This is a genomic window from Chromatocurvus halotolerans (genome assembly GCF_004340525.1).
Classification (GTDB): Bacteria; Pseudomonadota; Gammaproteobacteria; order Pseudomonadales; family Halieaceae; genus Chromatocurvus; species Chromatocurvus halotolerans.
Genome location: NZ_SLWX01000017.1, coordinates 1 through 22,227, shown reverse-complemented (window position 1 = coordinate 22,227; position 22,227 = coordinate 1). Strand labels below are relative to the sequence as shown.

21 protein-coding genes are annotated in these 22,227 nt (G+C 59.6%); 6 read left to right on the top strand and 15 right to left on the bottom strand.

What is annotated here, in order from left to right; translation table 11 throughout:
• Positions 1-92 precede the first annotated feature (92 nt).
• Positions 93-668 (top strand): Fe-S biogenesis protein NfuA, encoded by a 576-nt coding sequence (gene nfuA, locus EV688_RS14695; RefSeq protein ID WP_117319225.1) that lies wholly within the window; start codon positions 93-95, stop codon positions 666-668.
• 44 nt (positions 669-712) lie between these two features.
• Here nfuA and EV688_RS14690 read toward each other — a convergent pair whose 3' ends face one another.
• The 3 genes from EV688_RS14690 to gloB form a co-directional block, all read right to left on the bottom strand.
• Positions 713-1,813: a 3-deoxy-7-phosphoheptulonate synthase gene (locus EV688_RS14690; protein WP_117319226.1), complete on the bottom strand. Its 1,101-nt coding sequence runs from the start codon at positions 1,811-1,813 to the stop codon at positions 713-715.
• A gap of 98 nt (positions 1,814-1,911) precedes the next feature.
• Complete coding sequence (locus EV688_RS14685; protein ID WP_240624430.1) at positions 1,912-3,255, bottom strand: LysM peptidoglycan-binding domain-containing protein; 1,344 nt, start codon at positions 3,253-3,255, stop codon at positions 1,912-1,914.
• A complete protein-coding gene (gloB, locus tag EV688_RS14680) occupies positions 3,252-4,025 on the bottom strand; it encodes a hydroxyacylglutathione hydrolase (RefSeq protein ID WP_117319228.1) in 774 nt (257 codons plus the stop codon). Before gloB ends, EV688_RS14685 begins: the two co-directional genes overlap by 4 nt.
• A gap of 74 nt (positions 4,026-4,099) precedes the next feature.
• Here gloB and EV688_RS14675 point away from each other — a divergent pair, with 74 nt between their 5' ends.
• Together EV688_RS14675 and dnaQ are read left to right on the top strand one after the other, a co-directional pair.
• Entirely contained in the window at positions 4,100-4,882 is a 783-nt protein-coding gene (locus EV688_RS14675; RefSeq protein ID WP_117319229.1) for a class I SAM-dependent methyltransferase, read from the top strand.
• A gap of 40 nt (positions 4,883-4,922) precedes the next feature.
• Positions 4,923-5,672: a DNA polymerase III subunit epsilon gene (gene dnaQ, locus EV688_RS14670; protein ID WP_117319230.1), complete on the top strand. Its 750-nt coding sequence runs from the start codon at positions 4,923-4,925 to the stop codon at positions 5,670-5,672.
• Here dnaQ and EV688_RS14665 read toward each other — a convergent pair.
• From EV688_RS14665 to EV688_RS14625, 9 genes are read right to left on the bottom strand one after another with little or no spacing between them, the layout of a single operon-like run.
• The gene (locus EV688_RS14665; protein WP_117319231.1) at positions 5,637-7,349 is read right to left on the bottom strand and encodes a Na(+)/H(+) antiporter subunit D; all 1,713 of its coding nucleotides are present in this window, start codon (positions 7,347-7,349) and stop codon (positions 5,637-5,639) included. The genes dnaQ and EV688_RS14665 overlap by 36 nt on opposite strands.
• Entirely contained in the window at positions 7,342-7,635 is a 294-nt protein-coding gene (locus tag EV688_RS14660) for a hypothetical protein (protein ID WP_117319232.1), read from the bottom strand. The genes EV688_RS14665 and EV688_RS14660 overlap by 8 nt, the downstream gene beginning before the upstream one ends.
• 5 nt (positions 7,636-7,640) lie before the next feature.
• A complete protein-coding gene (locus EV688_RS14655; RefSeq protein ID WP_117319233.1) occupies positions 7,641-9,107 on the bottom strand; it encodes a proton-conducting transporter transmembrane domain-containing protein in 1,467 nt (488 codons plus the stop codon).
• The gene (locus EV688_RS14650; protein ID WP_240624431.1) at positions 9,104-10,579 is read right to left on the bottom strand and encodes a monovalent cation/H+ antiporter subunit D family protein; all 1,476 of its coding nucleotides are present in this window, start codon (positions 10,577-10,579) and stop codon (positions 9,104-9,106) included. The genes EV688_RS14655 and EV688_RS14650 overlap by 4 nt, the downstream gene beginning before the upstream one ends.
• Positions 10,579-10,926 carry a cation:proton antiporter subunit C gene (locus tag EV688_RS14645; protein WP_117319235.1) on the bottom strand — a complete coding sequence of 116 codons (348 nt, stop codon included), beginning with the start codon at positions 10,924-10,926 and terminating at the stop codon, positions 10,579-10,581. The genes EV688_RS14650 and EV688_RS14645 overlap by 1 nt, the downstream gene beginning before the upstream one ends.
• Positions 10,923-11,924 (bottom strand): Na(+)/H(+) antiporter subunit B, encoded by a 1,002-nt coding sequence (locus EV688_RS14640; protein ID WP_117319236.1) that lies wholly within the window; start codon positions 11,922-11,924, stop codon positions 10,923-10,925. The genes EV688_RS14645 and EV688_RS14640 overlap by 4 nt, the downstream gene beginning before the upstream one ends.
• A complete protein-coding gene (gene mnhG / locus EV688_RS14635) occupies positions 11,921-12,244 on the bottom strand; it encodes a monovalent cation/H(+) antiporter subunit G (protein WP_117319237.1) in 324 nt (107 codons plus the stop codon). Before mnhG ends, EV688_RS14640 begins: the two co-directional genes overlap by 4 nt.
• Positions 12,245-12,247: 3 nt before the next feature.
• Positions 12,248-12,520: an MrpF/PhaF family protein gene (locus EV688_RS14630; protein ID WP_240624432.1), complete on the bottom strand. Its 273-nt coding sequence runs from the start codon at positions 12,518-12,520 to the stop codon at positions 12,248-12,250.
• The gene (locus EV688_RS14625) at positions 12,521-12,994 is read right to left on the bottom strand and encodes a Na+/H+ antiporter subunit E (RefSeq protein WP_117319238.1); all 474 of its coding nucleotides are present in this window, start codon (positions 12,992-12,994) and stop codon (positions 12,521-12,523) included.
• A gap of 203 nt (positions 12,995-13,197) precedes the next feature.
• On the opposite strand from EV688_RS14625, the gene nudC reads away from it, so the two are divergent.
• Together nudC and sohB are read left to right on the top strand one after the other, a co-directional pair.
• Positions 13,198-14,016 carry an NAD(+) diphosphatase gene (nudC, locus tag EV688_RS14620; RefSeq protein ID WP_117319239.1) on the top strand — a complete coding sequence of 273 codons (819 nt, stop codon included), beginning with the start codon at positions 13,198-13,200 and terminating at the stop codon, positions 14,014-14,016.
• 37 nt (positions 14,017-14,053) lie between these two features.
• Positions 14,054-15,139, top strand: coding sequence for a protease SohB (sohB, locus tag EV688_RS14615; RefSeq protein ID WP_117319240.1), 1,086 nt, complete (start codon positions 14,054-14,056; stop codon positions 15,137-15,139).
• On the opposite strand, the gene EV688_RS14610 is transcribed toward sohB, so the two are convergent.
• From EV688_RS14610 to EV688_RS14600, 3 genes are read right to left on the bottom strand one after another with little or no spacing between them, the layout of a single operon-like run.
• Positions 15,140-16,873 carry a SulP family inorganic anion transporter gene (locus EV688_RS14610; protein WP_117319241.1) on the bottom strand — a complete coding sequence of 578 codons (1,734 nt, stop codon included), beginning with the start codon at positions 16,871-16,873 and terminating at the stop codon, positions 15,140-15,142.
• On the bottom strand, positions 16,870-18,567 hold the full coding sequence (locus tag EV688_RS14605) for a bifunctional protein tyrosine phosphatase family protein/NAD(P)/FAD-dependent oxidoreductase (protein ID WP_117319242.1): 1,698 nt from the start codon (positions 18,565-18,567) through the stop codon (positions 16,870-16,872). The genes EV688_RS14610 and EV688_RS14605 overlap by 4 nt, the downstream gene beginning before the upstream one ends.
• Positions 18,564-19,499: an MBL fold metallo-hydrolase gene (locus EV688_RS14600; RefSeq protein ID WP_117319243.1), complete on the bottom strand. Its 936-nt coding sequence runs from the start codon at positions 19,497-19,499 to the stop codon at positions 18,564-18,566. The genes EV688_RS14605 and EV688_RS14600 overlap by 4 nt, the downstream gene beginning before the upstream one ends.
• Positions 19,500-19,757: 258 nt before the next feature.
• On the opposite strand from EV688_RS14600, the gene EV688_RS14595 reads away from it, so the two are divergent.
• Entirely contained in the window at positions 19,758-21,107 is a 1,350-nt protein-coding gene (locus EV688_RS14595) for a sigma-54 interaction domain-containing protein (protein ID WP_117319244.1), read from the top strand.
• Positions 21,108-22,227 lie beyond the last annotated feature (1,120 nt).

The following is a 22,227-nucleotide window of genomic DNA, read 5'->3' as shown; positions in this document are numbered from 1 at the left end:
GACAAAAAGTTGTCGGGCAGGGCACGCAGGTAGAGACAGCGGCCCTGCCTTTGCTATAATACCCGAGTAATTTAGTCAGGAAGCAGGGGCTTATGATCACGATCACCGATTCGGCACAGGAATATCTCGCAGAATTGCTGTCAAAGCAGGACGATGCACTAGGGGTACGCGTGTTTATCAACCAGCCGGGAACGCCGCGCGCCGAGACCTGCATTGCCTATTGTCGCGAGGGGGAGATCAAGGACGAGGATACGGTTCACGAGTTCGACCGCATCAAGGCCTGGTTCGATCCTCGCAGCGTACCTTTTCTCGAGGACGCACTGGTCGACTACGCCAAGGACCGCATGGGTGGCCAGCTCACCATCAAGGCACCCAACGCCAAAATGCCGCGGGTTGACGAAAACAGCACCATGGAAGATCGCATCAATTATCTGCTGTACAACGAGGTCAACCCATCACTCGCAGCCCACGGCGGTGAGGTGTCACTGATCAAGGTGACCGATGACAATTTCGCTGTGCTTCAGTTCGGCGGCGGCTGTCAGGGCTGCAGCGCAGTGGACATCACACTGAAAAACGGCGTGGAGCGGACGCTCATGGATCAGATCCCCGACCTTTCGGGTGTTCGCGACATGACCGACCACACGGATCGTTCCCAGGCCTATTATTGATCCGGAGACAGCGCGGCGGTACGGGTCCTGGCCGCCGCGATCAATCAACCGGCTTTACGCGCCTCGTCAGGGGATCGGCGTCCAGGAAGAACATCCTTCAGTTTGTCTGCCGCATCCCGCAGGCAGCGAGCTGTCTCTTCCCAGCTGATACAGGCGTCTGTCACGGAAACGCCATACTTCAGTGTGTCCGGAAGGCCGGAAATGGCCTGTGAACCGGCGTTGATATTGCTCTCCAGCATCAGGCCGACAATAGACCGGTTCCCCTCTTTTATCTGGTTGACCACATCCTCCACCACCAGCGGCTGCAACTCCGGCTGCTTGTTGGAGTTGGCATGGCTGCAGTCCACCATGATGTTGGACGGGCATCCTGCGGCTGACAGCGCGTCCTCGCAAAGCTTGATGTTCACCGAGTCATAATTGGGACCATTACTGCCACCGCGCAGCACGACGTGACCGTAGCGGTTACCGCGGGTCGTGAATACCGACACCTGCCCCTGGCGATTGATGCCCAGAAAGCGGTGCGGTCTGGCGGCAGACTTCAGTGCATTCGTCGCCACATCGAGGTTGCCGTCTGTGCCGTTCTTGAAACCGACCGGTGAGGATAATCCACTGGCCATTTCCCGGTGCGTCTGTGACTCGGCAGTTCGCGCACCGATCGCAGACCAGGTGATCAGGTCCTGCAGGTACTGGGGTGAGATGGGGTCCAGAGCCTCCGTGGAGGTTGGCAGACCCAGCTCTAGAATCTCGAGGAGCAGCCTGCGGCCAATGTGCAGACCCTCCTCGATCTTGAACGAATCATCCATGTGCGGGTCATTGATCAGACCTTTCCAACCCACCGTGGTGCGTGGTTTTTCAAAATAGACCCGCATCACGATGTACAGCGTGTCTGAGAGCTCCTCAGCCAGCGCCTTCAGTCGACGCGCGTAATCCATGGCCGCCAGCGGGTCGTGGATGGAGCAGGGCCCCACCACAATGAACAGTCGCTGATCGCGACCGTCAAGAATATCCCATATTGCCTCACGGCTGGATGTCACGACACTTCTGCCTGCATCACTGAGCGGCAGCGCTGCCTTGAGCTTTTCCGGCGTGATAAGAACTTCCTGGGATGCGACGTTGATGTTGTGGACGGGCGAACTGTCGCTCATATGGCACTTCCTGAGGGCTCTTTGCCGACTGATAACTCTTTCGGTGGGCATGGTAACAGGGCAGGGTGGACCTTGACAGCGCAGACGTTGACGACAATTTAACCGCCACTGACAAAAAGCGTCAGCGTCTGACCCGGCCGAAGATAGTCTGACGGATCGATCTTGTTCCAGTTCACCAGCTCATCAATGGTCACGTTGAAGCGGTTGGCAATGCGATACAGGGAGTCTCCGCTGCGCACGCGGTAGGCGCGCTCGCGTTCGATATCGGGTCTTCGGGCAATGTCCAGACTGCCGCGCCAGTTGCCACCGCGCGGGATGAGAAGGGTATCGCCTGCGCGGATGAAGTGGCCCTCGATCCCGTTGACCTCCCGCAGCAGCTCTACCTGTGTGCCGAAGCGGCGCGCTATCACACCGAGGTTGTCACCGGAGCGGATGCGATAGTGCGACCAGCTTACCCGTTCATCCACGGGAAGTGTGGCCAGGGCCCTGCTGAAACGCTCTGCATGCAGCTCGGGTAGCAGTATTTCGTCGCGCTCGGGTGCTGTCGCCCAGCGCAGGTGTCCCGGGTTGTAGTTGCGCAATGTCGCGATTTCCACACCGGCGAGCTGTGCCGCTCGCTGCAGCTCGATCTGTCCACCGGTTGAAACGGCAATGAAGGCAGGCGCGTTGGCCACCGGTGGGAGCTCCAGGTCGAGGTCGTCAGCGTTGCGTATGATCTCGCTCAGTGCCAGCAATCGCGGCACATAGTGACGGGTTTCCCGCGGCAGCGAGAGTGACCAGTAGTCGGTGGGTTGGCCGCGGGCGGCGTTGCGCCGAACGGCGCTGGAGACCCGGCCTTTGCCCGCGTTGTAGGCGGCCAGCGCAAGCAGCCAGTCACCGTCAAAGTCTGCATGCAGGCCCTCCAGATAGTCCAGCGCCACCTGTGTTGAATCGCGAAGGTCGAAACGATCGTCATACCACCAGTCGGTTTGCATACCGAGATACTTCGCGGTCGCGGGCATGATCTGCCACAGGCCCGCTGCCTGCTGCGGCGATACGGCAAAGGGATCAAGCGTACTCTCCACCAGTGGCAGCAGTGCCAGCTCCATTGGCATGCCGCGGGATTCGACTTGTTCCACGATGTAATGAAGGTAGCGCTGAGCCCGCTGACCGACCACCTGAAGATACAGTGGCTGCGCCAGATAGGCATCGCGTGCACTGCGCACCGCGGGATTGTCCTCATGACGCCAGTCCAGACCGCGACGCATGCGTTCCCAAAGGTCCTCTGGCGGTGCCTCCGGGGTTGCCGGCACCAGCAGCGTATCCACAACGGCGACCCGCGTGCTCACGGTATCCTCTTCCCGTTCAGACTCGGACACCATCGGGCCAAGCCCCTGGCAGGCCGAGAGCAGCAGTGCTGGCAGAAAACTACCGACTCGCCCGAACGACGGCATTAGCCTCATCGGAAATTATCCTTCCATTGCCGCAGCTCGGCAAAGCAATCCTCCGGTGCTCCGTCCGCGGGCCGGCCAGAGGCCGCCAGGCCCTGCATGACACTCGTTTGCGAACATCGCATGAAGGGATTAGTCGCAAGCTCAGTGGCAAGCAGCGACGGCACAGTGGGCTGGCCATCGTCCCGCAGCTCGTCGACACGGGCAATCCTCTCTGCGAGCTCAGCATTGTGCGGCTCGACAGCTTTGGCAAAGGCGAGATTGGCCCGGGTATATTCGTGGGCACAGTAAACCCGGGTCTCGTCCGGCAGCATCGCCAGCCGCTGCAATGACTCGAACATCATCGGGTAAGTGCCCTCGAAGACGCGTCCGCAGCCCCCTGCAAAGAGCGTGTCGCCGCAGAACAGCAGCGGTTCTTCTCCGGCCTCGAAGTAGGCGATGTGATCCAGTGTATGGCCGGGGACGGCAATGACCTCAAACCGGTAATTGAGGACCTCGACCTGATCTCCCGCGGCAACCGGGTGAGTGATTGCCGCAATTGCCGGATTTGCAGGGCCGTATACCGGGCAACCCCAGGCGGTGGCGAGCTCGGCCACCCCCCCGGTGTGATCAAAATGATGATGCGTGACGAGAATTGCAGAGAGCGTGAGCTGCCGTGAGGAAAGCTCGTCGGCTACCGGGTCGGCATCGCCCGGGTCCACGACGACGACCCGGCCGTCGTCTGCCTCGAGGAGCCAGATGTAATTGTCGCTGAAGGCCCTGATCGGGCGAACGGTTCTCAAAGCTTGAACTCCAGTGGTTGCATTGCAGGCTCATTGCTGGCTAATCTGATACACCGATCAGCGTCGAGCAGCAAATGGCACAAGAGTTTAGCGAGATTTCGCAGCAACTGGAAACCTGGTACGCCAGAGACGCCGGAGAGCGTCTGTTTGCAGAGATCCGCGCACGCAGCCGCCCGCTCCTGGAAACGGCTTTCGGATACCACATCCTGCAGCTCGGCCCTCTGCCGGGACGCAGCCTGCTGAATGACAGTCGTATACACCACAAGATCATCGCCGGCGCTGAAGGTCTGGGCGGCGTGACACTGCCCTGCGAATGCGCGGAGCTGCCGCTGGAGTCCGACAGTATTGATATCGTCGTCGCGCTGCACACGCTTGATTTCTGCCACAATCCGCATAACTGCCTGCGTGAAATGCAGCGCGTACTGACGCCGAATGGGCACCTGCTGATCGTGGGCTTCAACCCCTACAGTCTGAAGGGTGCCTCGCAACGACTGCGTGGCGCATTAGGGAACTCGCTGTGGCGCACCCGCCGTCCCGTCAGCCAGTATCGCCTGACCGACTGGCTGCATCTAGTTGGCTGCAAAGTCGAATGCTTTGATCATCTGTATCCGCTGCCACCCTGGGGAAGTGGACGCTTTCATCGAACGGCCGCTGCGCTGAATGCAGCGCTCAATCGCCACCAGCTGCCGATTGGCTCGGTGTACCTGGCACATGCGATAAAGCAGGTGCCGAATATACGCCGCCCCGTGCAGCGGCTGGCGCGGCGGCGGTCACTGATCGGTCTGGGTGTCGCCAACCCGGCACCGACACCCTCGGGCATGCCAAATCGCCAAAGCAGCAAGAATCGCGCTGCCTGAACGTCACCGGATACTCACGCTCACAACACGACGGAAACCCATGCGACAGATTGTTCTGGATACGGAAACCACTGGCCTTGAGGTCAGCCAGGGGCATCGGATTATCGAAATAGGCTGCGTTGAGCTGGTCAATCGGCGCCTGACGGGCCGTCACTACCATCAGTACATCAACCCCGACCGCGACATCGATGCAGGCGCCATGGAAGTCCATGGCATAACCCCGGAATTCCTTGCCGACAAGCCGGTTTTTGCGCGTATCGCTGAAGCCTTCCTGACCTTCATCGGCGATGCCGAGCTGATCATTCACAATGCACCCTTTGACGTCGGCTTTCTGGACAGTGAGCTGCAGCGTTATCGCTCGGGCTACACCGGCATCGAGTCACACTGCCATATTATTGATACGCTGCAGATGGCAAGGCACAAGCACCCCGGTCAGCGCAACAACCTGGACGTGCTGTGCTCGCGTTATGCGGTTGATAACTCGACCCGCGACCTGCACGGCGCGCTGCTGGATGCCGAGATACTGGCGGACGTCTATCTGGCGATGACTGGGGGGCAAACCACCCTGCATCTTTCGGATGACGCGGAGAGTCGCAGCGAGGGCGGCAGTGAGAGCCGGGTCAGGCCCCTGTCAGAACAGCGGCCGAGACTCACGGTTATCCGCCCGACAGACGCGGAAGTGTCCGCCCACATTGCAACGCTGGCCGCCATTGAAAAAAGCAGTGGCGTCACGCTGCAATGGCATACCGGTGGATCAGCGCAGAGCCATACCGTCGCCGACAGCAAATAACAGCAGGTAGACTGCAAGGATTGCCACCACCCAGAAAACAGCGCTGCCCGTGGACCACGTGCGCGCAAGAAAACCGCCGGGGCTGTGATGTCGATTGACCAGCTGGGCGGCACGCACCAGTACGAGTCTGCCTGAGCTCCGCATTCCCGCATCCCACCTCGCCACCATTGAGGCTGTATGGCCTATCACCGACGGCGCGAGGCGCCGATACAGCCAGTCGGCGTCCAGGTTCGTGGACGGCAGCTCGGGCGGATACATGCCACGCAGGTTGAGCCAGACGAATGCCAGTGCCGAGAAAAACAGCAACTGGGTCTGTGCAAGGACGTGCGTCGCGTCATACGGATTATAGCCGGTGTCGTAGGGCAGCAGGCGGTAGAGGAAATCCGGGAAAACACCAATGGTTATGCACAGCGCGGCAGCAAGCGACATGGCTACCAGCATGTTGGTGGGCGCTTCCTGGGTGCGGATTCCAGAGTCGTGGGCAAAGAACGCAAAATAAGGAATCTTGATGCCCGCATGGTGAAATACCCCTGCCGACGCAAAAAGAAGCAGCAGCCAGACGATATGAAAATCGTTGGCCAGCGCCGCACTCATTACCATGGACTTGCTGACAAACCCGCTGAACAGCGGAAATGCCGATATAGAGGCCGCGCCTACGATGCACAGCACGGTCGTTTTCGGCATGGTCTTGTAAAGGCCGCCAAGCTCGGAACCATTGATCTTGCCGGTGCGGTACAGGACCGCGCCCATGGACATGAACAGCAGCCCCTTGAATATGACGTCATTGAAGGCGTGCGACACCGCGCCGTTGATCGCCAGTGCGGTCCCGATGCCAATACCGACTACCATGAAACCCACCTGGTTGATGAGACTGTAAGCCAGCACCCGGCGCAGATCGTTTTCGATCACCGCGAAGAAGATCGGGAACGTTGCCATGGTCGCACCGACATAGACCAGCAGTTCAGTGCCCGGGAACGCTCGGGCCAGGGCGTACACCGCCACCTTGGTCGTGAATGCGCTCAGGAAAACGGTACCGGTAGGGGTAGACTCGGGATAGGCATCGGTCAGCCAGTTGTGCATGAAAGGGAAGGCGCACTTGATCCCGAATGCCAGCAGTATCAGCCAGCTGGCGAAACCCTCGAGGCCGATGTAATCAAACGACAGTGAATTTCCGTCAGCGGCATAGGCGATAACGCCCCCGAGCAGCAGCAGCCCGGACAGGACCTGAATAATCAGGTAGCGCATGCCGGAGCGGTACGCACGATCGGTGCGCCGCGCCCAGACCAGGAAAACCGAGGTCAACGCCAGCATCTCCCAGAAAACGAACAGCGTTATGAGGTCGCCGGCGTAGACCGCCCCGAGAGCGCTTCCCGCGTAAAGTATGCTGGCCGTCTGCTGAACCCGGTCGCGCACGTGCAGTGCGTAGACGAAGGCAATAAAGGCGGCAAGATTGAACAGGTAACCGAACAGGGTCGCCAGCCGATCCACGCGGTGCAGCGTGAGTTCGAACTGCAGCACCTGAAGAACGCCATAGCTGCCCTCGGGTGTCTGCCAGACGCACCAGGCACCCAGAACCGGGGCTGACAGCATAAGCACAGTGCGCAGAATGCCGCGCGCAGGCAGTGCAAGCAGGGCCACAACATAGAATATGAGGAACGGTGGCAAGGACTCAGGCATCACGCGAATCTCCCGAGGAATCCGTTCTCGCCCGCTCAAGATCCTCGTAATAGGACTCGTCGCGCATCAGGAAGGTGCGCATCCACTTCGCGACCAGCACGAGCAGAACGCAGCCGACGAAGCCGTAGATCGGATAGAACAGCCAGAGATTTTCCCACGCATGATACACATGGCGATGAATCACGAAGTCCAGCACAGCCAGGATGATGCAGACCCCGTAGAATACCCGAAGGAGGCGCGCCACGTTTTCCGGCCGATCGAAGAAATACGTTTTTTCATCTTTCATTATGCTCACCCTCCGACGGCGCTGGCCAGGTCATACAGGCGCTGCGGGAACAGAAACAGCAGAAGACACATCAGGCTGGTAATTCCAATGGCGATCAGGGACGGCAGCGGTGCCTCGCGAATACCCACCGGACCCTCAACCGGGTGTGCCTCTCCCGGGAAGAAAGCGCGCAGTGGAATCGGCAGCAGGTAAGCAATATTCAGAAGGGAGCTAAGCATGAGAACAATCACCAGAGCCAGCTGATCGGCCTCCAGGCTCCCCGTAATAAGGTACCACTTGCTCCAGGTGCCGCCAGTGGGCGGCAGACCGATAATACTGAGGCTGCCAACGAAGAAGGCCATCATGGTAAACGGCATCTGTCGACCGAGGCCACGCATCTGGCTGATATCACTCTTGTGCGCCGCCACCAGGATGGCGCCCGCACAGAAAAACAGGGTGATCTTGCCCAAGGCGTGCATGGCGATGTGCATACTGCTGCCGAGCAGACCGGTGCTTGTCGCGAGAAGAACCCCAGCCGTCATGTAGCTCAGCTGGCTTACCGTGGAATACGCCAGACGGGCCTTGAGATTGTCCTGGCGCATTGCCACCAGAGAAGCGACGATAACCGTGAATGCGCAGAGGTAGAGCAGCAGGTCAGTAGACCAGAGACCAGCCAGCGTATCGAGGCCAAAGATAAGCGCGCCGACCTTGATCACGGAAAAAACGCCCGCCTTGACCACCGCGACTGCGTGCAGCAGCGAGCTCACCGGCGTCGGGGCTACCATCGCAGCGGGTAACCAGCGATGGAATGGCATGATCGCAGCCTTGCCGATACCAAATATGAACAGTACCAGCAGCGCACCCAGCAGAACCGGCGACGTGTCGGCGGCGAAAACGCCACCGGGTGTGAACGTGAGAGACCCGCTGATGGCATAGGTGGCAATAATGGCCGGCAGGAAAAAAACAATCGACGTTCCCACCAGAATAGTCAGGTAGGTACGCCCGCCGGCGCGTGCCTTTGCCGTGCCCGCATGGGTCACCAGCGGGTAGGTGGCCAGGGTCAGCATTTCGTAGAAAATGAACAGCGTGAACAGGTTCGCCGAAAACGCGATAGCCATGACAGACGCAATGGAAACGGCAAAAAAGACGTAAAAGCGAGTCTGGTTGTCCTCGGCGTGGGCCCGCATGTAGCCAATGGCATAAAGCGTAGTGACGATCCAGAGAAAGCTGGCGACCAGCGCAAACAGCACACCCAGCGCATCGACCCTGAAGCTGATTTCGAGGCCAGGCATGATGGCTATCCAGACAGCTTCGGCACTGCCACCGGCGGTGAAATCACGGTACAGCATCGTCACCAGGGCGAACAGCGTGATTGAGGCCAGCAGTGACACGCCTTCGCGAATGTTGGGGTAGTGACGCGCCAGCAGCAGGAGTGGTATCGCCATCGCCGGCAGCAGAACAACCCATTGAAGCACCTGTTGCGCCCCCATCATGGCTGGCCTCCCATCAGGTGTTGTGCGGCAAGTTCGCTGGTTTGCCGGGTCAGCTCAGTATCGATACCAAAGTAGATGTTCGCGCCGACAAGTACCCACGTCGCCAGCAACATGCCCAGCGGGGCCTCGCGGGCGCTCTCGGTGAGCGCGGTCGGGGACTCAAAATAGGCCACCTCGACGATCCGCCAGACATAGAACAGTGCGAGAACGGAGGCAATCAGCACCAGTCCGGCAACGGGCCAGAGTCCAGCCTCAATGGCGCCCAGAACAAGATACCACTTGCTGATGAAGCCCACCGTCAGCGGAACACCAATCAGGCTGAGACCGCCGATGACTATGGCTGCCATGGTCCACGGCATCAGCCGGCCGAGACCCGCAAAGTGGGCGAGGTCCGAGCCGCCAACGCGGTAGACCACGCCGGCGATCGCCAGAAACAGTGCGCCCTTCATGAGCGCGTGGTTGAACAGATGCAGCAGGGTTGCCTGCAGTCCGATCACCGTCCCCAGCCCCAGGCCTACGATCATGTAGCCAATCTGGGCGATACTGGAATACGCAAACAGCCGCTTGACGTTTGGTTGCTGCACAGCCACCAGAGACGCCGCAAACACGCCCGCCAGTCCGAGTATGAGAAACAGCAGGTTGAGCGGCAGGACATCCAGTGCGAAATTGGCGCCAAAAATCGAGTAATGCAGACGTATAAGCAGGTATACCGCAACCTTTGTCGATGTCGCGGCGAGAAATGCCGTGACGATCGACGGTGCGTAGGTATACGCGTTCGGCAGCCAGAAGTGCAGCGGAAAGAGGGCCAGTTTCAGACAGACCCCGACAACGATAAATGCAAACGCCGTGTGCACCGTGCGGTCTGCATCGACCAGGGGCAGCCGCGCGGCGATATCCTGCATGTTGAGCGTGCCCGTGAGGCTGTAAATAAAGCCAATGCCGATCAGCAGGAATGTGGCGCCGATTGTGCCCACCACGAGGTACTGGTAGGAAGCCCACAGGGCGCGTCGGTGTGGGCCCATGGCGATCAGGGCATAGGTGGACAGCGATGAGATCTCGAGAAAAACGAACACATTGAACAGATCGCCGGTAGCGACAATACCCAGCAAACCGGCAAGGCACAGACAATAAAGCACGTACAGTGTGGGCTGCTTGTCGGTCGCAACGTCGGCATCCAGACCCTGCCGCGATGCCACCGCGACCAGTGCCGCAACACCTGACACGATGAGAAGCACATAGGCCGACAGCAGATCAATACGGTATTCAATCCCCCAGGGCGGCTCCCAGCCGCCCAGCTCGTAGCTGATGGTTCCCGTGCTGTAGACGGTCCCCAGCAGGGAAACGCTGATGGCGAAGGCCGTGATGGTGACAAGACACGTCAGCAGCCACGATTGCCAGGGTCGATTGAGCAATAGCAGGGCCGGAGCGGCCATCAGCGGAATGACGACCTGCAGGACTGGAAGGTGCACCATCACTGTTCGTCGATCTCCCGGATTTCTTCTTCTTCAACGGTGCCGTAGGCGTCCTTGATGCGAACAACCAGGGCGAGCGCGAGTGCCAGGGTGGCGATGCCGACCACGATCGCCGTCAATATGAGGACGTGGGGCAGGGGGTTTGAATATAGCGTGACGCCATCCACGAGAATCGGCGCCGTCCCACCATCGACCTTTCCCACGCTGATATAGAAAATGAACACGGACGTCTGGAAGATGTTCAGGCCGATGAGCTTCTTGATCAGATTCCCGCGCACGATAACGCTGTAGAAACCGACCATCATCAGGGCGATGACAACCCAGTAATTATAGAGATCCAGGATCACCGCGAGGTCTCCGGGTGCGCGGCATCCGACCGCGAGGTAAAGGCAAAGAAGATCAGAATCATGGTCGACGCCACCGTGACACCGACGCCCAGCTCAATGACGATAATTCCCAGATGCTGCCCACTCACGGGGTCTTCACTGAGGACCGAATAATCAAGGAAGGTGCCGCCGGACAGCATGCTGACAACACCAACGCTGCCATAGACGAGAACGCCGAGGGCAGCGAGCGCACGCAGCACGGGAGGACGGGCGACCCGCTGTGCTGGCTGCAAGCCGAACAGCATACTGTGCAGAATGATCGCCGCAGCGAAGATCACGCCCGCCTGGAAACCTCCGCCGGGCCCGTATTCTCCGTGGAACTGTACGTAGAGCGCGAACAGCAGTATCAGCGGGATTAGCATTTCACTGACCAGTCGCAGCACCAGGTGATCTCCCATACGCACCGGACTCTCGCCACCCTCGCGCGGTCCTGACAGCAGACCGAGGAGGGACAGCACCCCGACTGCAGCGGTAAAGATCACGACGGCTTCACCGAACGTATCGTAACCGCGATAGCTGGCAAGCACGGATGTGACCACGTTCGGGATATCGATTTCCCGCCCGGACTCTTCAAGGTAGCGCACCGCGACATGGCTGCTGGCAGGACTGTCAGGATCACCGAAGGCGGGCATGTCCAGAGTACCCACCACCAGAGCGAGTCCGGTGACCACAACCAGCACCAGTGCAAATATCGCGTGAGAGTGGGAACCGTTCTCGTAGCGCCCGGTCAGCTTGAGGACGGAGAGAAACAGCAGAGGCGAGATACCGGCGCCGACGGCGGCCTCGGTGAATGCAACATCGACGGCGTCGAGTGACACGAAGAACGCAGCGGAGAGCAGCCCGTATATGCCCGACAGCATGACAATGGCAAACAGATCCTTCATTCGGGCAATCGCCACTGCGGTGACCAGCAGCAGCGCCAGAACGACGATATCCACGACAAACGCAAAATCAATCATGAAGAACCCGCCTCCGGATCGTCGCCATGGGCGCGAAGACGACCGTGCCGGGCCGCCTTGGCCAGCGCGTGACTCGCCGTCGGACTGGTAATCAACACAAACAGCATGATGAACAGCAGCTTGAAGAAGCCGATTCCCCAACCAACCTCCAGCATGAGCGCTACCACGATAAAAAACGCCGCCAGCGTTTCCGTGACCCCCGCCGCGTGCATGCGCGTGTAAAAATCGGGCAGGCGCATGACGCCCAGACCCCCGGTAAGAATCAGCACGATGCCGAGCACCGCAAAAATTCCGCCGGCAATGGCGATGACGCTATCCATAACTCACTGCCCTTCCGTCGGCTTGCCGCCGTACTCGAAATAGCGGAGTACACCGATGATGCTGATAAAATTAATAAGGGCGTAGACCAGGGCAATGTCGAGATAATCGGGCCTGCCCGCAAAGACGCTGACCACGGCAATGAGCAGAACCGTCTTGGTACCGAACAGGTTGACGGCAAGAATGCGATCATAAATTGTCGGCCCGGTCAGCGCCCGGGCGATGGCGATCGCCATGACAACGAGGAGGGAGATGGCGATGGCTGCGAGCATGGCCATTCAGCGCTCAAGGCCCTGGACACGTCGGGCCATTTCTCCTGACTCGAGATCGGCGATGCCGTCCCGGCTAAGCGCGTGCACCAGCAATGTGCCGCCCGGTGCATCTACATCCATGGCAACTGTGCCCGGCGTCAGCGTGATCGAGTTGGCGTAGATGACCTTGCCCGCATCACTCAGTGCCGGCAGCGGAACGCGTGCAACGGTCGGTGAAATTGCTGCACGACCGGTCCAGACGCGGCGTACGACATCAATATTGCTTTGCACCACCTGTATCGCAAGCCAGGCAAAGTAACGTGGCAGACGGACCATACTGATAGGGCGCTTGCCGCCGCCGAGGATACCCAGGCGCCACGTCAGCCAGGCGGTCAGGGCAATCGACGCCACGCCCAGGCACAGCAGCAAGGGCTTGAACATCCCCGAGTTGCTGACCCAGAAAACAACCAGCACCGTAATCAATGTCAGGAGTGATCTCATGGCAATTTGAGGTTCCGTCCGTCGTGCCTGTTATTGGAAGGTTGGGGAGATTACACGCAGTGCCATACGCAGGTCCAGCACCTACCCGATCATATGTGGAAGAAAAAAGCATGATAGGGGCGCGTTGGCGGCTGCGGCTTGCCCGCCGGGGGCCGCGCACCTACCATGTCCGGTCCGTCAGATGAAAGGCTCGTAACAGAGATATGTTCGACCTCGACAAGCAACCACCCGATTCCAGGCACAACGCTTTGCACGTGGTTTTTCAGGGCGGCAAGCTGATCAGCGACATGCGATCCCGGCAACCCTGCGTGCTCACTGACGCCGACCTCACCGCCAATGGCTGGCAGATCCGGCGTGAACAATTCATTGGCCACTGGCAGAATCAGCCCTGTTTCGCGCTGGAAATCGACGATCTGCAGGAAGTCGATCCGCTGCGCCATCAGGTAGGCACGCTGTATGAGCTGCTCGGGCGCGTCGATGATGCCCTGTTCGCCCTTGCCGGACGCGCACTGCAGCTGCTTGAGTGGGAGCGCGACCATCAGTACTGCGGACGCTGCGGCAATCCTACCGAGATCCTGCCCGCCGAGCGTGCCATGCGGTGTCAGCGGTGTGAAATGTCGGTTTACCCGCGCATCTCGCCCTGCATTATTGTCCTGGTCACGCGCGGCGAGTATCTTCTCCTCGCGCGGCACACCCGGTTTCGACGTCCCATGTACAGTACTCTGGCCGGGTTTATTGAAGCCGGGGAGAGTGCAGAGCAGTGTCTGCGGCGCGAGGTCAGGGAGGAAGTGGGCATCGACGTCGACGATATTCGCTACTTCGACTCCCAGTCCTGGCCGTTCCCCAGTCAGCTGATGCTTGGCTACTTCGCCGACTACCGAAGCGGCGATATATGCTGTGATCCGCGGGAAATCGCCGAGGCAGACTGGTATCATTATAGTGATTTGCCGCCTGTCCCGCCGGAAACCTCCATTGCGGGGCAATTGATTCGTTACCACGTTACCCGAGTATCAACCCGGTAAGCACCGTCTTAATGCCCTTGCGGCAGGAGCTCATTGCATGGAGTTTTTATCCGAATTGGGATTGTTCGCGGCGCAGGCTGTCACACTCCTTGTCCTCATTCTCTTACTGGCGCTGGGTCTCGTGGCCATTTCGCAGCGGCAGCGCGGCGACCATGATGGTCATATCGAGATAACCCGGATCAACCAGCGCGCCGAACATGTCAGCGACACGCTCAACCACGCCATCAACGACCCACAGACCTGGAAAGCTGCCACCAAGGCCCGAAAAAAAGCCGAAAAAGTGAAGGTCAAACAACGCAAGAAGGCGCTGAAGGCAAAAAAAGGGGGCAGTGGTCAGGAGTCGCCGGCGGATGAGCCCCAGCGCGAACGCCCGGTGCTCTTCGTACTCGACTTCGACGGCGATATCCACGCCTCTGCCACGGACAACCTGAGAGAGGAAATATCGGCCATCGTGCCACAACTCAAGAAGGGGGATGAGGTCCTGGTGCGTCTGGAGAGCCCCGGCGGTGTCGTGCATGGTTATGGCCTGGCTGCCAGCCAGCTGCGTCGTATCCGTGACGCCGGGACTCCCCTGACAGTCTGCGTGGACAAGGTCGCTGCCAGTGGCGGCTACATGATGGCCTGCGTTGCCGATCGCATCATCGCAGCGCCATTCGCCGTTATCGGCTCCATCGGCGTTCTTGCGCAGCTGCCGAACTTTCATCGCTTGCTGAAAAAGAACGATATCGATTTTGAGTTACTCACCGCCGGAGAATACAAGCGCACGCTGACGCTGTTCGGTGAAAACACCGACAAGGGCCGGGAAAAATTCGTTGAGGAACTGGAAGAGACCCACGCGCTGTTCAAGCATTTCGTGAAGGACAACCGTCCGGCACTGGATATCGACCGCGTGGCCACCGGCGAGATCTGGTACGGACAGCAGGCCCTTGACGAGGGCCTGGTCGATGAGCTGGCGACGTCAGATGCCACGATACAGGCGCGGCTTGAGGGCAGTGACGTTTTCGAGATCCGCTTTGTTCGCAAGCGCAACTGGCAGGAGAAACTTGGCATGGCTGCCGGGTCAGCCGTGGAGCGCAGTCTGCTGCGGCTTTGGCAGTACGGCGTCTCCCGCCGTTTGCACTGATTACTCCACCGCCACCCCCCCGAGCGGACGCAGCGATTCCACGGCCTGGTGCTGTGACAGGTAAACCTGGCCGCTGAGGGAATCGATGAAGTCCGTGCGACGCAGCGCGTCCATGACAGGTCCCTTCACTTCGCTCAGATGCAGGGCAATACCCTGCTCGCGGAGGCGGTGATCAATCTGCTCCAGGGTTTCCAGCGCACTCAGGTCTATCTCGTTTACGGCGGTGCACTGCAGAATGATATGCCGAAGGTCCTGCCGACCAGCCACGATGGCGTAGACCGTGTTTTCCAGATAGCTGGCATTGGCAAAATACAGGCTCTCGTCAACGCGTATCGACACGATGGAGGGGTAAGTAATGACATCGTGGCGCATGACGTTGCGGAAATGCTCCGTGCCGGGAACCTCTCCAACAATGGCGATATGCGGACGCGTGGTCTTGTGCAGGTGCAGCGCTACCGACACCACAATGCCGGCGAGGACACCAAGCTCCACGCCAAGAGCCAGCGTCGCGGCGATCGTCACGGTCACCGCGATAAAGTCGCGCCGAGAGTACCGCCAGGCGCGACGCAGCAGCGCAACATCAATGAGCGAGGTCACCGCGACGATAATGGTGGCCGCAAGGGTTGCCTGCGGCAGGTAATACAGAACCGGCGTCAGAAACAGCGTGGCCAGGGCAATGCCAAGTGCTGCCATGACACCGGCCATCTGGGTCTGCGCGCCCGCGTCAAAATTCACTACAGAGCGGGAGAACCCACCCGTTACCGGAAATCCTGAAGACAGGGAGGACGCTACGTTTGCCGCACCCAGCGCCACCAACTCCTGATTGGGGTTGATATTCTGCCGGCGTTTCGCGCCCAGGGTCTTGCCCACAGACACCGATTCGACAAACCCGATCAGGCTGATCAGCAATGCCGACACCGCCAGCTCCGACCACAGCGCCACACTGAATACCGGCGTGCTGAACGCGGGCAGGCCGCTCGGTACAACGCCGACCACGGCAACACCCTGCGCCTCCAGGCCGGCGCTATAGCTGATCCAGGTGGTGACGGCGATCACCAGAACGGGCCCCGCCTTGGCAAAGATGTCAGCGACCGCCGCCGGAACGCCGACGGCCTGCAGAAGCCTGGCGAGATCCCGCCGTATCCACAGTAATACCAGCAGGGCGCCCACACCGACCAGAAGCGTGGGCAGACTGAACCCTGAAAGTTCGCCCAGCATACTGCCGAACAGGGCAGGGAGGTTGTCACCGTGTCCGGAGATGCCGGCAATGTGCCGGATCTGGCTGACCGCGATGATGATCCCCGATGCCGTGATGAAGCCACTGACCACGGAGTGGGAAAGCAGGTTGGCCAGTTCGCCGAAACGGAGTAGCCCCATGCCGATCAGCATGAGTCCGGATATCATCGCCATGGCAACTGCCGCGCTGGCGTAATCGGCACTACCGCCGGCAGCCACCTTTCCGACCGCGGTGGCCGTCATCAGCGAGATGACCGCCACGGGGCCCACCGAAAGGGTGCGACTGGTTCCGAAGATGGCGTAGAGCACCAGCGGCAGGATGCTGGCATACAGGCCCATCTCCGCCGGCAGGCCGGCGAGCAGGGCGTAGGCCAGTGACTGCGGTATCAGCATCACCGTAACGATGACAGCAGCCAGCAGGTCGTTCGCGGCCATCCCGCGGTGATAGCTGCGAAGCCATTCCATTGGCGGCAGCCACCGCCCGGGATTGAGCTTCATGCGTCAGAGGAGACCGGCTTGCTTCGCTCTGGGTTTACCATCCATTCCCGTCCTTTCAGCATGGCTTTCCAGTAGACCGGCGGCAGGATCCGCTCCTTCAGCAGCCACGCCATCCGAGACGGTCTCTGCCCGTTGATGATCCAGCGCGGAAAACTGGGCAGCAACTTGCCGCCGTAGCCGAATTCCGCGAGCACTATCTTGCCACGCTCAACGGTCAACGGACAGGACCCGTAGCCATTGTAGTGAGAGACACCCGCCGCAAAGCCGGCGTGCTGCAGCAGGTTGTTGGCAACAATTGGCGCCTGCATTCGCGCTGCGGCGGCGGTCTTTGCGTTCGGGGCATTCATGGCATCGCCCACGCCCCAGACGTTTTCGTAGGTTTTATGCTGCAGCGTGTTCTGATCGACATCGATCCAGCCCGCCGCATCGGCTAGCGGACTCTCACGCACCACGTCGGGGGCAACCTGGGGGGGGCAGACGTGCAGCATATCAAACTCGGTGCATACCTCTACGGTCTCGCCCGCGTCGTTCGTTGTTTCAAACCAGGCCGTGCGCCCGGGCCCGTCAACGCGGACAAGGCGGAAGCCAAAGTTAAGCTCTGCGTTGTAGGCTTCCATATATTCCATCAGGGCCGGTACGTATTCCTTCACCCCGAAAAGAACCTGGCCAGCATTATAGAAGGCGATTTCCATATCCTGCAGCGCACCGCTGCGCTTCCAGTGGTCCGCGGACAGATAAAGCGCCTTCTGCGGTGCGCCGGCGCACTTGATCGGCATCGGCGGCTGCGTGAACACTGCACGACCGCGGCGCAGTGAACTCACCAGCTCCCAGGTATAGGGCGCCAGATCAAAGCGGTAATTGGAGGTGACACCGTTCTGCCCCAGGGTTTCCACCAGTCCGTCAATGCCGTTCCAGTCGAGCTTGATTCCCGGTGCGGCAACCAGGCGGTCGTAGTAAATAGGACGGGCATCCTCGAGCAGAACCCGGTTCTCCTCCGGCTCGAAGTTCCCCACTGCAGCCTGTATCCAGGTGACGCCATGGGGAATCAGCGATGCCGTGGTCTTGACGGTTTCCTCCTGGGTGAACACCCCGGCGCCGACCAGCGTCCAGCCCGGCTGGTAGTAGTGCACCTGCGCGGGGTCGATAATGGCAATGGACAGGTCCTGGGTTCGGGCACGCAGACTGGAGGCGACAGAAATCCCTGCGGCGCCGGCTCCCACGATGACCACATCGAAATGATCCCTGCGTCGACCGACACCCTCGGCCGATGGCGCATCTACGGCAATACCCAGAGCTTCGGCAAGGTCAAAGCCATGGTCACGGGCACGCGAGAGCAGCACCTCGTCGCTAACGCCAAGACGTCGCTGATAGAGACTCCAGAGGGTCATGGAGCGCGTTCCGGTCCGGCAGAATGCATGCACGGGCTTGTCGAGCGCTTCGAACGCCGACAGGAATTCATCCACATTCTCCTCGTTGACCTTGCCGGAAATGACCGGCACGTGCGCCACCTCAAGACCGAACCTGCGTGCCGCCGACTCGACCTCGGCGAAGGTGGGCTGGTCGTTGGCCTCCCCGTCGGGTCGACTGCACAGCAGTGATTTGACGCCCATGGACGCCAGTGTCTCGATGTCCTGCAGCTGGATTTGCGGGGATACGGAAAACTCGTCACTGACCTTGATAACGTTCATGCTCATACGCCTGTCTCCTGATCCGGGGCGAGCCTGGACAGTGCCGGACCGCCGAAGGCATTCAGCGGTACTTTAAGGAAAAACCGACCATCCGTCTCCGGTGGCGGCATATGCCCCGCTCGCATGTTGACCTGCAATGACGGCAGTATGAGCTTTGGCATGCCAAGTGTCGCATCGCGTTTTTCCCGCATGTCGACAAACTCTGCCTCGCTTATCCCATCCCTGACGTGGATATTGCTCTCCCGCTCTGCCGCCACCGTTGTCTCGAATTCCAGCTCGCGCCCGTTGGGCAGGTAGTCATGGCAGACAAAGATGCGCGTTTCCGGGGGTAGCGCCAGTATGCGCTTGATGGAGCGATACAGCGTCCCGGCATCACCCCCCGGGAAATCGCAGCGCGCGGTCCCGTAGTCAGGCATGAAGAGGGTATCGCCGACAAAAACCGCATCACCGATCACATAGCTCATGCAGGCCGGCGTGTGTCCAGGCGTGTGCATGGCATACCCGGTAACCCCCCCAATCTCGATCGCATCACCTTCAGCGAGCAGCACATCGAACTGGGAACCGTCATCCCGAAAACCTGGCCCCGCATCAAAAATATTGCCAAAAGTCTCCTGTACTGTGCAGATGTGGTTGCCGATCGCGATGCGTCCACCGAGTTCCTGCTTGACATAGGGTGCGGCGGAGAGGTGGTCCGCGTGAACGTGGGTCTCGAGAATCCAGTCCAGTGTCAGCTGGTGTTCACGGACGTAGGCGATAACACGGTCCGCTCCCTCGTAGTTGATCGTGCCTGACGCGTAATCGAGGTCCAGCACGGAATCGATCAGCGCACAGTGCTTGCTGCCCGGGTCGCGTACGATATAGGTGAGCGTGTTGGTCGGTTCATCAAAGAAGGGAATCACGGCGGGAATCCCGGTAGCGCTTGCGTGTGTCTGAGTCATGGACATCTGTCTCCTCTGTGGGCAGCCATCATGTCTCGATCTCAACAACGGGCTGCATATGCAAAAGTGCTCATAGTGAGCACCTGCAACCTCTGTGCCAGCGGACAAAAGAAAGCCCGTAATCGATCGTATCCCATTGTAATATCGCTGGTTATTTCAGAATCCCCGGGGCTGTCCGGGGGGCTGGTGGGTCACGATTGTGGCGACTCCCGGCGTTTCCCGCCATAATTGACAGCCACGCTTGCCAGTAATGACAAGATGAATCTGATTGCCAGTGACATAGATCCCACTTATGCCCGAATGCTCGATGGCTACGAGAGCCCGGCAATTCTGGTAAGTCGCAACTATGAGATCCTGGCGACCAATGACCTGTACCGCGAGGCTTTCGGGCTTCCCGAAACCGCCGCCACACTGCCACGTTGCTATGCGGTTTCCCATGGCTACGACCGTCCCTGCGACGAGGCGGGAGAGACCTGCCCACTGGCCGCCGCGACCGCCTCGGGCGAGCGGGAGCGGGTGCTTCATATTCACGAAACACCGAAAGGGCGCGAGCATGTCGATGTCGAGATGCTCCCCATCGCGGACGAAACGGGAGAGCTGGCGTTCTTCATTGAGCTGCTGCGGCCACTGCCCACGGCGGGCGAACAGGCAGCCAGCCAGGATATGGCCGGACAATCGCCGGCGTTCAATGCCATGCTTTCCGTGATTTCCCGGGTTGCACGTTCGGACGTAGCAGTGCTGCTGGCGGGCGAGTCCGGGGCAGGGAAGGAGCTTGCAGCGCACACGCTGCATCGCAACAGCCTTCGCCATCGGGCACAGATGGTCACGCTGGAATGTGCCGGCCTCACGGAAACCCTGTTTGAAAGCGAGCTCTTCGGCCATGTCCGCGGCGCCTTCACCGGGGCCAACTATCACAAGGCAGGACTGGTTGAAGCGGCCAACGGCGGTACCCTTTTCCTGGACGAAATCGGAGATGTCCCACTGCCGCTGCAGGTAAAGCTGCTCCGCCTGATAGAAACGGGCACCTATCGGCAAGTGGGAAGCACCGATGTGCGTCACGCAGATTTTCGTCTGGTGTGCGCCACCCACAAGGACCTCGACGGCATGGTTGCGGAAGGACGCTTTCGCCAGGACCTGTACTACCGCATCAATGTTTTTCCGGTACGGGTACCCGCATTACGGGAGCGACCTGAAGACATACCGCTGCTGGCCAACACGTTTCTGAGGGCGACGGGGCAGGGTATCGGCATGCACTTCACCGAATCGGCAATCCAGCGCTTGCGCAGCCACGATTACCCAGGAAACGTCCGGGAACTGCGCAACATCGTCACCCGCTGCTCCATTATTGGCAACTCGAACGTGATCGATCGCAGCGTGGTAGAGCGGGCAATTACTGGCCAGGCGCTGCAGGCCGACGCCGTTGCATCCGGCGCCGCATCGCTACAGCAGGCACCGGACTCCGGAGCTGGCGTGAAGACGCTTCAAGAAGTCGAAAGTCAGCACCTCGATTTTCTGATGCGACAGTTTGCCGGCAACAAGGATGCCGTGGCACAGGCCGCGGGGATCAGCGTAAGAAGCCTTTATCGCAGACTGGCGGCCAAGGGCTAGCGGGAGGATGCGCTCATTCTTTACGCTATCTATTTAACATATTGTTATTATTAACGGCGCAGACAGCAGCTCGACGATGGAGCGGCAGGTCATGGGCCGGCGAAGGCTTATCTAGATAGCACATCACCTATAATCGCCAACCCTCTGTTAAATACCTTTTTTATAAAGCTCATCAAGGTTCTCAGGCGGCGCTGGTTGACGACTGCTCGAAGAGCAACCAGCACCCCTTCGATGCAGCATTTAATTGCCGAGCCCGGTCATTCATAGCGAGAGCCGTGCGCATCGCCTTGCCTTCGCGTGGGATCCAGATCCATCACTGGGAACGCCGCACGGGACAGAGGAGCCGCGGAGACTCGAATTATGGATGCCAGCAACGACATCGGTCAGCGCGCTGCACGTCCCAGCGATAGCATCGCTCAGCGCGATAACGTTTGCAGCAGTTCCGAGCGCCTGCGCGGCCTCTGAATACGGCCTTGAGGACAGCACGGTCCTGACCGGGGAATAGACGCAGCAGACCTGTTTGATGATTTCCCCTATGGGCATAGGCTCCAGGCTAATCCGCTGTCTTATCCACAAGTGCGTATAATATATATTATGTTAAATATGAGATTTATCACGAAAGTATCCACAGCCTGTGTGTCAAACAGCAGTTATTGTGGGACTACATGCAACGGTGAGATTCAGCAGAACCCACCCATGAAACGACGGGAAAACCCCCTATCCTATTGATTTTTTTACGCATCTTCTTTTCCCGGCCGACGTCCAGCCTGCCCCGGCGAGACTAAGAAAATTTCGGATTGGTCATTTCTTTGCCGGCAGTTTCCGCGCTTTTTTTACAACATTTTGCCGCACGACAAAGCTCAACTCTGCTCAAATCGGAATCGGTGCATCGCCGGGTAACTTCGCCACCGCTCATGACGCGCTTCGCCGCGCTGGTGTGTCTGATGTCAGGGTAAGTACTTCTAGGTTGGGTTTGTTTGGTGTTCCGCCATAGCAGGCAGTGGCGGCGCTGCACCTCGCACCGTTGCGTATTCCGGACCAACGTGACCACTCATTCCGTTTCATCGTGACCGCCTGTTCCGGGTGATCGTGACCGCCCATTCCGTTTTATCGTGACCGA